Source organism: Enterobacter sp. UPMP2060 (assembly GCF_053709655.1).
The window spans coordinates 74,723-87,813 of sequence record NZ_JBSKJQ010000001.1; the positions used below are offsets into that span (position 1 = coordinate 74,723).

A 13,091-nucleotide genomic window follows, 5' to 3' on the forward strand; every position below is an offset into this window, starting at 1 on the left:
ACGTCTAAGCGTCTTGATTGCCAAAGACTAACATCGTGTTATAGTGGCAGCAACATAAGTATTACAAGCAGGCATGACACAATGAGCAATAACGCATTGATTCCTCAGAGTAAACTTCCCAATCTCGGTACTACCATCTTTACGCAGATGAGCGCTCTGGCGCAGCAGCACAACGCCATTAACCTTTCTCAGGGATTCCCGGATTTCGACGGCCCGACCTATCTGCAGGAGCGCCTGGCGTACCACGTGGCGCAGGGGGCGAATCAGTATGCGCCGATGACGGGCGTGCAGGCGCTGCGGGAAGCCATTGCGGATAAAACGGCGGAGCTGTACGGCCATCAGCCCGATGCGAACAGCGATATTACGGTGACGGCAGGGGCGACCGAAGCGCTCTATGCGGCCATCACCGCGCTGGTGCGTACGGGCGATGAAGTTATCTGCTTTGATCCGAGCTACGACAGCTATGCGCCTGCGGTTGAACTCTCCGGCGGCGTGGTGAAACGCGTGGCGCTCCAGCCGCCGCATTTTCGCCCTGACTGGCAGGCGTTTGCTGCGCTGCTGAGCGACAAAACCCGCCTGGTGATCCTGAATACCCCGCACAACCCGTCGGCGACGGTGTGGCAAAAGGCCGATTTCGCCGCGCTGTGGCAGGCGATTGCGGAACGTGAAATTTACGTGCTGAGCGATGAAGTCTACGAGCAAATCTGCTTTGCAGAAGAAGGACACGCCAGCGTGCTGGCCCATCCGCAGCTTCGCGAGCGTGCTATCGCCGTCTCGTCATTCGGTAAGACTTACCATATGACCGGCTGGAAAGTGGGCTACTGCGTCGCACCGGCGGCTATCAGCGCCGAGCTGCGCAAGGTGCACCAGTACCTGACCTTTGCCGTGAACACGCCGGCTCAGCTGGCGCTGGCGGATATGCTGCGCGCCGAGCCGGAGCACTATCGCGAGCTGCCGCACTTCTATCGTGAACGTCGGGATCTGTTTGTGACGGCGCTCAGCAAAAGTCGCCTGGAAATTTTGCCCTCAGAAGGGACCTATTTCCTGCTCGCCGACTACAGCGCGATATCGGATCTGGACGACGTGAGTTTCTGCCAGTGGCTGACGAAAGAGGTGGGCGTGGCCGCCATTCCGCTGTCTGTATTCTGCGCCGATCCCTTCCCGCATAAGCTGATTCGTCTTTGCTTTGCGAAGCAGGAATCGACGCTGCTGGCGGCGGCAGAGCGCCTGAACACGCTCTGATTATTTCACCGTCCAGGCTTCTGAGTAACGACGGTCTGCAAACAGCTCCAGCAGACCGTTGATTTGCTTGAGGCGCAAGACTTCATCGCCGTCCATTCCCAGCTCCTTGCTTATTCTCTCGTCATTCCAGCCAAGCTGCACCAGCTCGCGAACGATCTCCGACATAGCGTTAATCTGGTGTCGACCCCGCGCCCGGTTGTGACGAATAGTGGCAGCCATACGGTCATGTTTATCCTGTCGGTCCTGGCGCAGGAGGGTCACAGGGAGATAACCCTTGAGCTGGTGCTTCAGTGCCACCCGATTTGTACCGATTTCATGGCGATGAAAACCATCCACAATTTCATAGTGTTGCGGTTCACTTTCTGTCACAACGATAGGTTGGGTGAATCCATCGAGTTCCAGCGACTTACTGAGCAGCCGTTTTTCTGGCGGGGCAACATTATTGGGGTTGTAGTCGTTAGCGGTAATAGCGTCCTGTCTGATCCAGAGGACGCAGTCTATCGGTTGCGCACGAAACGGACTGTGTTTATGGATCGCTTCACGAAAAGCATTTATGGCGTTAATGCGTTCCTCTTCGGGAAGTGACTGAAGGTACGTTTCCATCTCGTTGATTAGTTTTTGTCGCATAATATGCCCCACTCCTTGCGTTTCGCCTTCACTCTGTCGCTGTAGCGCTGATAATGTTTGGGTTTATTTGGGCTGAACGATAGCGCCCTGCACCAGTAGTCGTTATTCAGGAGAACCTTACAAATACGGCGCCATGAGGGAACATCTTTGGCACCGATATCACCGTCCTGCGTATCGGGAATCTCCTCTGTGCCTCTCTTCTGATACCAGTGCAGATAAATGGCGATTTTATTGCGGTAATGCTCAGCCGTATTTTGCGGCATGCTGTCGAGGAGCAGCATGGCATATTCGCGCCAGCACAGGTGTTCGGGTTTCAGAATTTTTCGGTGACCATAAAAATGGTTATCGTGTCCGGCGTACATCCCCCCGCTGCGCGCACCGCTCACGCGCTCACACATGGCCGCCCAGCGATCGGGCTCAACAACGTGGTAGAGCCATAATCCCTGGCGCTGTTCCGGACCAAAGGGTTCACAAATCCGCATGTAGCGTAGCGGCACGCCGGCCTGAAACATCAGGTCATAGAGTGGGTTATAGCAACCCCCTGATTTGGCGAACCAGGTCCATATATCGGCGGTTTTCCAGTCGTAGAGAGGGTAGATATACCAGGCATGTCCTCCCGGTGCGACGGTTGTCCAGGGTTTATCGTCGGCAAACCGCTGTTTACGCGCCGACGCGACAGCCAGAAAACGGTTGTATGACTCATCGGCGCGGATGCCAATCAGTACCGCCGCCGGGCGATTGCGAGAGAACCAGTCGGAGAAACCGCGGACAAAGGTTTCAAACGTCATGCCTGGCTGGTAGAAGGGAAAAAAAGCGGGATCGGTTATCGCATCGTCAGGAGGCTGGCGGACCCATTGGGTGCCGGGTTCCCAGCATTGCCATTCCGGCTGGAATTGCGACAGTGAATTTTGCGTTGTCAGGGGGAGCGCGACCCACCAGAAATGGTCGATGACATCGCTGTACAACTCGCGCATATGTTCCACATGGGTAATGGTATGGGAAAACTGCGCTTCCCAGTCGATAAAGAGCACATCTATTTTGATGTTCATCAGTCGCGCCTGCCGGGCAACCAGATGCAGCATGACGGTGGAGTCTTTACCTCCTGAAAAAGAAACACAGATTCTGGGTAAGTTTTCGAGCGTCCATTTTATTCGCTCCCGAGCAGCAGTAAGAACATCCTGGTCTAAAGGGTATTTATAAATTGACATGCTTATTCTCATCCTGAGGAATAAATACCTGGCTGTAGCGTCAATATTAATGAGAGGATTATATCAGTCAATAATTAATTGGATATGTAACGGTTATGCCGCGTAATTATATAACGGTGGTGTATGTTTTAACGGTGTGGTTCCCATTTTGTGCGAGAACCACAGCCATATCTCACGGTAAGGATATTTCTTCAATAAAACTCGCGAATGCCGAGCTATTGAGCGCGGAACGATTGTACATCATGTAGATATCAATGCTGGGGAATTGAATGTCAGTTTCCACTTTTCGCAGGTTGAGGGCTGGCCCATATTGTTCGAAGGCCGGTGCGGGCACTAATCCTATGAGGTCGGACGAACCTATCACCGACAGAAGGGATATAAAAGAGTCGCTACGATAGACGATATTTCTCTCGGTTAACAGGTTTTCGGCCTTTTCCTGATAGTCTTTGAAGCTGTTTTCATCGTTCAGGTAGGCGGTGAAGTTTTCATTCAGAATCTCTTCACGAGTGGGATTTTCACTGAGACGGGGATGGCCCTCCCGACAAACGAGTACGAAAGGAAGTTTATGGTAGAGGCTACAGGCGACAGAATGATTGCTAGAAGAAGAAAACGAAAATATCAGGTCGGCTCTTCTGTAGGCTAAGAGATCTTCTGCTGAATCAGAAGAAAGAAAAATATCATGTAATTCAATTGAATAGTTATGGTTTTCCATCAGCAGTTTTATAGGGTCAAGCGTTGCTTTCGTACTCATAAAATGCGGGCAATAAATGACAAAGTTCTTCTTCAACCCGCTGCTGTGCATGATATTGATAGTCTGCTCCAGCTGGTTCAGGTTCTGTTCCAGATGATGATGCAGATTGACGCCGACGGTCGTGGGCGTGATCCCTTTACCGGAACGGATAAACAGAGGATCGTTGAGTTGTCCTCTCAGACGCTGCAGTGACTGGCTCACGGCAGAGGGTGTGATATACAGCGTCTCGGCGGCTTTACTGATACTAAGGTGCTGGTAAATGCACTCGAAAATGACTAACAGATTAAGATCGAATTTTTTAAGGTCATACAGGTTTGCCATGTTTCGTCCTGAGGGTACTGCGTTTGCTGTGGTTATCATATAACTGATAACAATAGTTTAAGGCTAACCATTTATAACTCTTTCGGTTAGCTCTCTTAGTTTTAAATTAAATCATCTTAATATATCACGGTGGCAGATTATTGAAATAGCGCTTCAAAAGCGATTAAGATAATTTTATCTTAAGAAAGGGAGTAATCATTTTAAATGACAACTGTCATTTATATATTGCGATAGTTTTATAATAAAAATAAATTTATAACGCACCGTAATGATGTTCGGCACAACCTATCACAGCCATAGGCAGGAATGCCTCTCTTATGGATTGCTCAATCCCTGCGCGGGTGGTGTAATCAAACGGCTGTTACCGCCTTGATATAAAGGGTTGTAGAGCGCAACGCAACGCCAGTTTCGGCTGGCACTGAATGTACCTGCGGGGAATTCAGGTATCAGGGCCGCCCGTTGAGGCGGCCTTTTTACTTTCAGGCTTTCCTGTAAAAGGTTCACCTTGTTGTCTTGTCGACGTTGTAAGGTTTGGCTGATTGATTTGATAAAGCATACGCATTAGCCCCGATGAATAAAGTTGGTTACCTTACACCTCAACGAAAACACGGAGGAAGTACAGATGTCTTTGATTAACACCAAAATTAAACCTTTCAAAAACCAGGCGTTCAAAAACGGTGAGTTCATCGAAGTTACCGAGAAAGATACCGAAGGCCGCTGGAGCGTCTTCTTCTTCTATCCGGCTGACTTTACCTTCGTTTGCCCGACTGAACTGGGTGACGTTGCAGACCATTACGATGAACTGCAGAAGCTGGGCGTAGACGTTTACTCCGTCTCTACCGATACCCACTTCACCCACAAAGCATGGCACAGCAGCTCCGAAACCATCGCGAAAATCAAATACGCGATGATCGGCGACCCGACTGGCGCCCTGACCCGTAACTTCGACAACATGCGTGAAGATGAAGGCCTGGCTGACCGCGCCACCTTCGTTGTTGACCCGCAGGGCATTATCCAGGCTATCGAAGTTACCGCTGAAGGTATCGGCCGTGATGCTTCTGACCTGCTGCGTAAAGTGAAAGCTGCTCAGTACGTGGCTTCTCACCCAGGCGAAGTATGCCCGGCGAAATGGAAAGAAGGCGAAGCGACGCTGGCTCCATCCTTAGATCTGGTTGGTAAAATCTAAGTTTTGCCCATTCGGTAATCAATGGGCGCACCCGCGCCCATTTCATTCCAGCACCATGATGCAAGTTGCATTCAGGCCGCCCGTATAAGGCAGCTTGCATGATGACGTCTTAAGAGAGGGAAGAACAATGCTCGACACTAACATGAAAACCCAGCTCAAGGCCTACCTTGAGAAACTGACCAAACCCGTTGAGCTGATTGCTACGCTGGACGACAGCGCCAAATCGGCAGAAATCAAGGAACTGCTGGCGGAGATCGCCGAGCTGTCGCCGAAAGTGACCTTCAAAGAAGACAACGCGCTGCCGGTCCGTAAGCCCTCTTTCCTGATTACCAACCCAGGCTCCGACCAGGGACCGCGCTTTGCCGGCTCGCCGCTGGGTCACGAATTTACCTCACTGGTGCTGGCGCTGCTGTGGACCGGTGGTCATCCGTCAAAAGAAGCGCAGGCGCTGCTGGAGCAGATCCGCGATATCGACGGTGATTTCGAATTTGAAACCTATTACTCGCTCTCCTGCCACAACTGCCCGGACGTGGTACAGGCGCTTAACCTGATGTCGGTTCTGAACCCGCGCATCAAGCACACGGCGATTGACGGCGGTACCTTCCAGAATGAAATCACCGATCGCAACGTGATGGGCGTTCCGGCGGTCTACATGAACGGCAAAGAGTTCGGCCAGGGCCGCATGACGCTGACTGAAATCGTTGCCAAAGTGGATACCGGTGCTGAAAAACGTGCGGCGGAAGAGCTGAACAAACGCGATGCTTACGACGTGCTTATCGTCGGTTCCGGCCCTGCGGGCGCGGCGGCAGCGGTGTACTCTGCGCGTAAAGGTATTCGTACCGGCCTGATGGGCGAACGTTTTGGCGGCCAGGTGCTCGATACTGTGGACATCGAAAACTACATCTCCGTGCCGAAGACCGAAGGCCAGAAGCTGGCGGGGGCGCTGAAGGCGCACGTCAGCGACTACGACGTGGACGTGATTGACAGCCAGAGCGCCAGCAAGCTGGTTCCGGCAGCGGTCGAGGGTGGTTTACACCAGATTGAAACCGCGTCCGGCGCGGTGCTGAAAGCGCGCAGCATTATCATTGCCACCGGCGCGAAATGGCGCAACATGAACGTTCCGGGCGAAGATCAGTACCGTACCAAAGGCGTGACCTACTGTCCGCACTGCGACGGCCCGCTGTTTAAAGGTAAACGCGTGGCGGTGATCGGCGGCGGTAACTCCGGCGTTGAAGCGGCTATCGACCTGGCGGGGATTGTTGAGCACGTTACCCTTCTGGAGTTCGCTCCAGAGATGAAGGCCGACCAGGTTCTGCAGGATAAAGTTCGCAGCCTGAAAAACGTCGACATCGTACTGAACGCGCAGACCACGGAAGTGAAGGGCGACGGCAGCAAAGTGACCGGCCTGGAATACCGCGACCGCATGAGCGGCGACGTGCACAGCGTTCAGCTGTCAGGGATCTTCGTGCAGATTGGTCTGCTGCCAAATACCACCTGGCTGGAAGGCGCGATTGAGCGCAACCGCATGGGCGAAATCATCATTGATGCGAAATGTGAAACCAGCGTGAAAGGCGTGTTTGCGGCGGGCGACTGCACCACTGTGCCGTACAAACAGATCATTATCGCCACGGGCGAAGGGGCGAAGGCGTCTCTGAGTTCCTTTGACTACCTGATTCGCACCAAAACCGCATAACAGAAGAAAGTAAGGCTACACCTGCAATAGCGAGAGGCCACCGAAAGGTGGCCTCTTTTTTTATCTTACGACCATCACCGGTATATGGGTGTGGCGGATCACGCTGGAGGCGTTAGAGCCCAGCAGATGCGTGGTAATGGAAGGGTTGCGCGAACCGATGACCACCACGTCTGCTTTCAGCTCGTTCGCCAGTTCGTTTACCGCATCGCGAACGCTGCCGAATCTGACGTGCGTTTTGATGCGCGAAGGGTCGATGCTGAAGTGGCTGACCATGGTTTGCAGGCGAGTTTCCGCTTCATGCTGCAAATGCTCCTCGAAGCGACGCACGTCGGCGGCAAAGCGGTGCAGGCTCAGGCTGGCGGAGCCCGGCAGTACGTGTAAAAGATGGATAACACCGTCCTGCTGCGCCAGGAACTCCGCATGGCGTACGGCTTTGTCGCTCAGCTCCATCTCAAAAACATCAACCGGCATTATGATTCTCTGATACATACCCGTTTCTCCTTGTTTATAAACGCTGAACTCATTCAACCATAAAATAAAAATGGTTTCTGTAAGCGCCCCGTCAGTTTTCTTAAGTTGCCAGGATAAATCTCAAAAGGCCCGTATTCCGGGGCAGACCTTCAGGGGTAGCTACCCTTATACACTTACCTGGAACCTTTCGGAGGTCGCATGAAAGCACTTACGTATCACGGTCCGCACCATGTACGCGTCGAGAATGTCCCCGATCCCATTATCGAACAGCCCGACGATATCATTCTGCGCGTCACGGCCACGGCTATCTGCGGCTCCGATTTGCATCTCTATCGCGGAAAGATCCCGAAGGTGCAGCACGGCGACATTTTTGGCCATGAGTTTATGGGGGAAATCGTCGAGTGCGGCGCAGAGGTGAAAAATTTGCAAAAAGGCGATCGCGTGGTGATCCCCTTTGTCATTGCCTGTGGGGACTGTTTCTTCTGTCGGTTGCAGCAATACGCGGCCTGTGAGAATACCAATGCCGGGCAGGGCGCCGCGCTGAACAAAAAGCAAATCCCCGCGCCGGCCGCGCTGTTTGGCTACAGCCATCTCTACGGCGGCGTGCCGGGGGGACAGGCGGAATATGTCCGCGTGCCAAAAGGCAACGTCGGGCCGTTTAAGGTCCCGCAACTCCTCTCTGATGATAAGGCACTGTTCCTGTCCGATATTTTGCCCACGGCCTGGCAGGCGGCAAAAAATGCGCAGATTGAAAAAGGCTCAAGCGTTGCGGTTTTCGGCGCCGGGCCGGTGGGGCTCCTGACCATTGCCTGCGCGCGGCTGTTAGGGGCCGAGCAGATATTTGTTATCGATCACCACCCGTACCGTTTGCGATTTGCCGAGGCGCGTTACGGCGCAATCCCCATCAACTTTGATGATGATAACGACGCGGCGGAAAAAATCATCGAGCAGACCGCTGGCCAGCGCGGCGTTGACGCCGTGATTGATGCGGTTGGGTTCGAAGCGAAAGGCAGCACCACGGAAACGATCCTCAGCAATCTTAAAATTGAAGGCAGCAGCGGCAAAGCGCTGCGGCAGTGCATTGCTGCCGTTCGACGCGGTGGCGTGGTTAGCGTACCCGGCGTGTACGCCGGGTTTATTCATGGCTTCCTGTTTGGCGATGCCTTTGATAAGGGTCTGACGTTTAAGATGGGCCAGACGCACGTCCATGCCTGGCTGGGTGAGCTGCTGCCGCTGATCGAAAAAGGGCTGCTTACCCCGGAAGAGATCGTGACCCATTATCTTCCCCTTGCCGATGCGGAACGCGCCTATAAGGTATTCGAAAAACGGGAGGAGGAGTGCCGGAAGGTTATTCTGGTCCCTGGCGCAGAAACGCCCGAGGCCGCAGAGCAAAAAGTTAAGGGCCTGGTGAACGCTTTCCCGGGTGGGGTTGCATAAGTACTCGCCTAGCTGTGGCGTTCAAGATAAAGCACGGCCATGACGATAATCGCCGCAATAATCAGAAAAATAAGTGTGATAACCAGTATCTCACTCATGACCGTCCCCACGGCACCAAAACAGATTAAGCGTGGATTAAGGGCTTTTTGCGCGATATAAGAAAATGGGGTGAATTTACGGAAAGAGGATGCGGCTGCATCCTCTGTGCAAAGCGGGTGGGCGCTTGTTCAGAAGTGGTTAACGCAGGTAATCGCCCGCGGCTTCTGGCTGGTAGAGCAGCGCCAGCACTTCAAGATGGGCAGAGGCGCCGCCCGGCAACTCCCAGTGGATGGTATCGCCCGTGCGCAGGCCCAGCAGTGCGGCACCCACAGGCGCAAGAACAGAAAGCTGTGTGCTGCTGTCGGTCATCTGAGCCGGGTAAACCAGCGTGCGGGTCAGCTCTTCACCGGTGGTCAGGTTGCGGAATTTTACCTGGCTGTTCATGGTGACCACGTCATGCGGCATCGTCTCAGGCGTGCACATCTGCGCCCGGTCGAGCTCCTCATTCAGGGCGTCGGCCACGGGAAGTGAGGCAAACTCCGCTTTTTCCAGCAGCCTGTCGATACGTTCTGCGTCGAGCTCGTTGATGATAATTGTAGGTCTGGACATTTTTACTCCATGTCGTTAATGCTGCGCGTAACGCAGAAACCAATCCAAAAGAAAACCCTCGCCGTCTGGCAGCGAGGGTTTAACTCTCCCGATGATACTGGCTGAGCGCGCAAGTTTGAAGTGATGAAGGTCACATTCATGGTCCATATGAATTTTCGCTGAAATTTATTCAGTCTTCATTCCCGGCAGAATACGTTACGCTGAGTGTCCTGAACCCGGGCGTTGCGTGAAGCGCAATTCGCGTCCGCCCACCAACGAGAGAGAACTATGTACTTCTACCAACCGTCTCAGGGGCACGGCCTGCCGCACGATCCGCTGAACGCCATTATTGGTCCACGTCCGATCGGCTGGATCTCCTCATGCGACAAGGCCGGTCAGCTCAACCTCGCACCGTATAGCTTCTTTAACTGCTTTAACTATCGCCCGCCGATCATCGGCTTTTCCAGCAACGGCTGGAAGGACAGCGTGCGTAATATTACCGAAACAAAGGAATTTGTCTGGAACCTGGCGACGCGCGATCTCGCGCAAGCGATTAACCAAACCTCTGCGATGCTTCCGCACGATCGGGATGAATTCAGCTTTGCCGGGCTAACACCAGCGGCGAGCCAGCTGGTCAAAGCGCCCCGCGTCGCCGAAAGCCCGGTGAACTTTGAGTGCCGCCTGTCGCAGTACATTCAGCTTACCGGTGCCGACGGCACACCGGTCGATACGTGGCTGGTGCTGGGGGAGGTGGTCGGTATCCATATTGCCGAAACGCTGCTGGAAGAGGGGATTTACCAGACGGCGAAAGCGCAGCCCATCCTGCGTGCGGGAGGGCCGACGGCGTATTATGGCATCAGTGATGAAAACCGGTTTGATATGGTGCGCCCGGGCGCGGATCAGTAGCCGGCTTTATCAATCACGAACTGTTTTCCGCAGTTACCCGGATGTGGCTGCGGGGCAAATGACGCCGCAGAAAGCGGGTTGTTAATGGTGTCCGCCTTCAGCGAAACCTGCATCTCGGTCAGATACGCCGGATTGCCGTTGCAGGTGAGCTTAATCGCTTTGATGTTTTCTTTTCCCCAGCTTTTGGCAACTGCACCGTCAAAGTCGCTGCGATTGACGGTTTTCCCGTAATTATCGGCGAGGAATTTACCGACCGCGCTGTTTTTAACTTCCTGATTCATCCGCACCATCGTGCCGAAATAGGCATCCGGATCGAAACCAAAGCAGACGCCATGTTTGGCATATTCATAACGTTCCAGGCAGGAATTACCGCCCGCGCCCGGCATCACGTCGTTGAGCTTTGCGGCTGCGGAAAGCGACAGTCCGGTTTCGGCGGCATCGCATTTGCGGCTAGCCTTTACTTCCGGCATGTTCGGAATGGGGCGCGTGGCGCAGCCAAAACGCATCCACCGACGTTCATCCACGCCGCGGGCGGCAATGGATTTTGGCAGGCCAGGCCATAGCCCGTGGACGGTCAGAAAATCGGCTTTATTATCGCGCTCTTTTTGCAGGCGACATTCGTCAGGTTCATTGCGGTTGCGTTCGACCATGCTCTGGCAAAACCCGGTTTGCCAGGACAGAGCCAGCACATAGCGATCGAAATCGCCATACTGTGTTGCCTTCAGCGGTTCCGCCTGTGCGGAGAAGAGACAGAGAGCAAGCGCGATTGCGCCAGACGGGATGACGATATCCTTCCTGAACATATGATTTCCTGATCGAATGAGCACGATTAATTTCTGGAAGTTATTAAAGCACAAAAAGCGCCCGCAGGCGCTTTTTGGATATCCCTAATTTAGCTTAGGCTGCGCCGGGTACCAGCACTTCCGTGGCGATAATCACGATAATCAGACCAACTATAACGGGCACTGAGGTGCGTTTGACGACTTCGAATGGCGAGATTTTCGCCATCCCGGCAACGGCGACGACCACACCCGACACCGGTGAAATGGTACGGCCCAGGTTTGACGCCTGCAGCATGGGAATGGAAAGGTAGGCCGGGTTAATACCGGAGGAGTGAGCCAGTTTCGGGATCATCTCAACGAAAGCGTAGAAAGGTGCATTACCGGAACCGGTGGTCATTGCCGCCAGCATGGTGAGCACCACCAGAACCAGCATCAGGATAATACTGGCGGAGCCGAACGAGGTGGCGATAGAAATCAGGCTCTGGATAAAGCCGATCGTGCTCAGACCCTGGGCAAAAACGCCCGCTGCAACCAGCAGGATCACCACGCCAGCGAAGGCATCCGCCATACCGCGATACGCAACTTCCAGACCCGAGAAGACTTTTTGCGTGTTAAAACCGCGCACAAACTCCAGCACGGCGGCCAGCAGCATGCAGATAACCAGAATGGTGATGATGTGCAGCTGTGGACCCCATTTTCCGTCAAAAATCAGCACTCCGACGATCGGGGTGAACGGCAGAATGGCATAGAACGCGGGAGCGGTCGTGGTGATTTCACTCACGTCCATCATTTCATGGCTGATGTTTTCTTTCTTATCGAGATAGCGCTGCCAGAAGAAATGCGCGATCCCCATGCCCACGATGGCAACAATTGAGATCGGTAACGTGGTTTTAAAGGCGAAGTCGATGAGTGACATCTCCGCCGCCTTTGCCGCCAGCACAACGTCGCCGGAGGTCGGGGAGAGAATAATCGCTGCCGGAGACGCGCAAATTGCCGCGGCCGCGCCACGGCTGATACCGACGTTCACCATGACCGGGAACAGCGTCGCCATGAGCAGTACGCCAAGCCCGGTAGCCGACGAAACGGCCAGTGACATCAGGCAGGCGAGGAAATAGGCGGCGACCATTAGCAGATACGGCGAGTTGATGTATTGCAGGGGTTTAGAGGCAAGCTTAACGACCATGTCGTTGGCGCCAATATGGGTCATGTAGGCTGCAAAACCGCACAGCATCATGATCATCATACCCAGGTCACCGCCGCGGCTCATGAGCAATATTTTAATGTATTCAACAATATCTGTAGCCGTGTAACCGGTGCTGGTCGCGCTGGCAGGTAACACCTGGTGCCCCATTATTGCGCTGATAATCAGCAGCGTTAGACCGCCGACAAATAATACGCCCGTGGCCGAGTAGCCTTTAATGATGTAGCGTGCGACGCCGACAATGACGACGACTCCAATAAGGAGTTCGAATAACGTAAGCATGATTTCCCCTGTATCTCTGCTGCAATGGAGCACAAAAAATCAAAAAAAAGAAGGATGAAAATGTGCCGAATAATTGGCCTGTTCTTGCTGATTAAAATCAATAAACAGACGACTAAAGAACAGAACAACCGTCTTTTTGCCATGGCCCATACATTTATGTCATGAGGGCCTTGACCGTCAGAAATAGCGCAACATGTCCTACTAATGATAACAAATTGTTAATGTTTTGTGTGGTTTTACATGTCACTGATTCAGAACATTAAATGGGTAAAGTCACACCCCTTGTAGGTTTATTTTGAACGCATCGCCGCCTTTCCTTAAGAATATTCCCGAAAAGAAGCTGAATAATTAGGAATA

At 53.4% G+C, this 13,091-nt stretch carries 13 protein-coding genes; 5 read left to right on the top strand and 8 right to left on the bottom strand.

Annotation, left to right across the window (positions count from 1 at the left end; translation table 11 throughout):
* Positions 1-81: 81 nt before the first annotated feature.
* Positions 82-1,242, top strand: coding sequence for a pyridoxal phosphate-dependent aminotransferase (locus ACWKXN_RS00385; protein ID WP_454543171.1), 1,161 nt, complete (start codon positions 82-84; stop codon positions 1,240-1,242).
* Here ACWKXN_RS00385 and ACWKXN_RS00390 read toward each other — a convergent pair whose 3' ends face one another.
* From ACWKXN_RS00390 to citR, 3 genes are all read right to left on the bottom strand, one after another.
* A complete protein-coding gene (locus ACWKXN_RS00390; protein ID WP_454543172.1) occupies positions 1,243-1,869 on the bottom strand; it encodes an IbrB-like domain-containing protein in 627 nt (208 codons plus the stop codon).
* Complete coding sequence (locus ACWKXN_RS00395; protein WP_454543173.1) at positions 1,854-3,077, bottom strand: phosphoadenosine phosphosulfate reductase; 1,224 nt, start codon at positions 3,075-3,077, stop codon at positions 1,854-1,856. The genes ACWKXN_RS00390 and ACWKXN_RS00395 overlap by 16 nt, the downstream gene beginning before the upstream one ends.
* 172 nt (positions 3,078-3,249) lie before the next feature.
* Positions 3,250-4,149, bottom strand: coding sequence for a DNA-binding transcriptional repressor CitR (gene citR, locus ACWKXN_RS00400; protein WP_454543174.1), 900 nt, complete (start codon positions 4,147-4,149; stop codon positions 3,250-3,252).
* A 622-nt stretch (positions 4,150-4,771) separates the two neighbouring features.
* On the opposite strand from citR, the gene ahpC reads away from it, so the two are divergent.
* Complete coding sequence (gene ahpC, locus ACWKXN_RS00405; RefSeq protein WP_008501015.1) at positions 4,772-5,335, top strand: alkyl hydroperoxide reductase subunit C; 564 nt, start codon at positions 4,772-4,774, stop codon at positions 5,333-5,335.
* A gap of 127 nt (positions 5,336-5,462) precedes the next feature.
* On the top strand, positions 5,463-7,028 hold the full coding sequence (gene ahpF / locus ACWKXN_RS00410) for an alkyl hydroperoxide reductase subunit F (RefSeq protein WP_048980748.1): 1,566 nt from the start codon (positions 5,463-5,465) through the stop codon (positions 7,026-7,028).
* Positions 7,029-7,088: 60 nt separating this feature from the next.
* Here ahpF and uspG read toward each other — a convergent pair whose 3' ends face one another.
* On the bottom strand, positions 7,089-7,517 hold the full coding sequence (uspG, locus tag ACWKXN_RS00415) for a universal stress protein UspG (RefSeq protein ID WP_023310731.1): 429 nt from the start codon (positions 7,515-7,517) through the stop codon (positions 7,089-7,091).
* 180 nt (positions 7,518-7,697) lie between these two features.
* Between uspG and ACWKXN_RS00420 the strand changes: the two genes are divergently transcribed.
* On the top strand, positions 7,698-8,936 hold the full coding sequence (locus ACWKXN_RS00420; protein WP_032661072.1) for a zinc-dependent alcohol dehydrogenase: 1,239 nt from the start codon (positions 7,698-7,700) through the stop codon (positions 8,934-8,936).
* 8 nt (positions 8,937-8,944) lie between these two features.
* On the opposite strand, the gene yldA is transcribed toward ACWKXN_RS00420, so the two are convergent.
* Together yldA and rnk are read right to left on the bottom strand one after the other, a co-directional pair.
* Positions 8,945-9,034: a small membrane protein YldA gene (yldA, locus tag ACWKXN_RS00425; RefSeq protein ID WP_272481390.1), complete on the bottom strand. Its 90-nt coding sequence runs from the start codon at positions 9,032-9,034 to the stop codon at positions 8,945-8,947.
* Between the two features lie 139 nt (positions 9,035-9,173).
* Positions 9,174-9,584 (bottom strand): nucleoside diphosphate kinase regulator, encoded by a 411-nt coding sequence (gene rnk, locus ACWKXN_RS00430; protein ID WP_033144918.1) that lies wholly within the window; start codon positions 9,582-9,584, stop codon positions 9,174-9,176.
* A gap of 267 nt (positions 9,585-9,851) precedes the next feature.
* Between rnk and ACWKXN_RS00435 the strand changes: the two genes are divergently transcribed.
* Positions 9,852-10,469 carry a flavin reductase family protein gene (locus ACWKXN_RS00435; protein ID WP_454543175.1) on the top strand — a complete coding sequence of 206 codons (618 nt, stop codon included), beginning with the start codon at positions 9,852-9,854 and terminating at the stop codon, positions 10,467-10,469.
* Here the strand turns inward: ACWKXN_RS00435 and rna are convergent.
* Positions 10,463-11,272 (bottom strand): ribonuclease I, encoded by an 810-nt coding sequence (gene rna / locus ACWKXN_RS00440; protein ID WP_045887730.1) that lies wholly within the window; start codon positions 11,270-11,272, stop codon positions 10,463-10,465. The two genes, ACWKXN_RS00435 and rna, sit on opposite strands and share 7 nt — an antisense overlap.
* 94 nt (positions 11,273-11,366) lie before the next feature.
* The gene (gene dcuC / locus ACWKXN_RS00445; RefSeq protein WP_023310737.1) at positions 11,367-12,734 is read right to left on the bottom strand and encodes an anaerobic C4-dicarboxylate transporter DcuC; all 1,368 of its coding nucleotides are present in this window, start codon (positions 12,732-12,734) and stop codon (positions 11,367-11,369) included.
* Positions 12,735-13,091 lie beyond the last annotated feature (357 nt).

Excerpts from the sequence above, each read along its gene's own strand:
- ACWKXN_RS00385 (WP_454543171.1), top strand. The coding sequence starts at position 82 with ATGAGCAATAACGCATTGATTCCTCAGAGTAAACTTCCCAATCTCGGT.
- ACWKXN_RS00390 (WP_454543172.1), bottom strand. The coding sequence starts at position 1,869 with ATGCGACAAAAACTAATCAACGAGATGGAAACGTACCTTCAGTCACTT.
- ACWKXN_RS00395 (WP_454543173.1), bottom strand. The coding sequence starts at position 3,077 with ATGTCAATTTATAAATACCCTTTAGACCAGGATGTTCTTACTGCTGCT.
- citR (WP_454543174.1), bottom strand. The coding sequence starts at position 4,149 with ATGGCAAACCTGTATGACCTTAAAAAATTCGATCTTAATCTGTTAGTC.
- ahpC (WP_008501015.1), top strand. The coding sequence starts at position 4,772 with ATGTCTTTGATTAACACCAAAATTAAACCTTTCAAAAACCAGGCGTTC.
- ahpF (WP_048980748.1), top strand. The coding sequence starts at position 5,463 with ATGCTCGACACTAACATGAAAACCCAGCTCAAGGCCTACCTTGAGAAA.
- uspG (WP_023310731.1), bottom strand. The coding sequence starts at position 7,517 with ATGTATCAGAGAATCATAATGCCGGTTGATGTTTTTGAGATGGAGCTG.
- ACWKXN_RS00420 (WP_032661072.1), top strand. The coding sequence starts at position 7,698 with ATGAAAGCACTTACGTATCACGGTCCGCACCATGTACGCGTCGAGAAT.
- yldA (WP_272481390.1), bottom strand. The coding sequence starts at position 9,034 with ATGAGTGAGATACTGGTTATCACACTTATTTTTCTGATTATTGCGGCG.
- rnk (WP_033144918.1), bottom strand. The coding sequence starts at position 9,584 with ATGTCCAGACCTACAATTATCATCAACGAGCTCGACGCAGAACGTATC.
- ACWKXN_RS00435 (WP_454543175.1), top strand. The coding sequence starts at position 9,852 with ATGTACTTCTACCAACCGTCTCAGGGGCACGGCCTGCCGCACGATCCG.
- rna (WP_045887730.1), bottom strand. The coding sequence starts at position 11,272 with ATGTTCAGGAAGGATATCGTCATCCCGTCTGGCGCAATCGCGCTTGCT.
- dcuC (WP_023310737.1), bottom strand. The coding sequence starts at position 12,734 with ATGCTTACGTTATTCGAACTCCTTATTGGAGTCGTCGTCATTGTCGGC.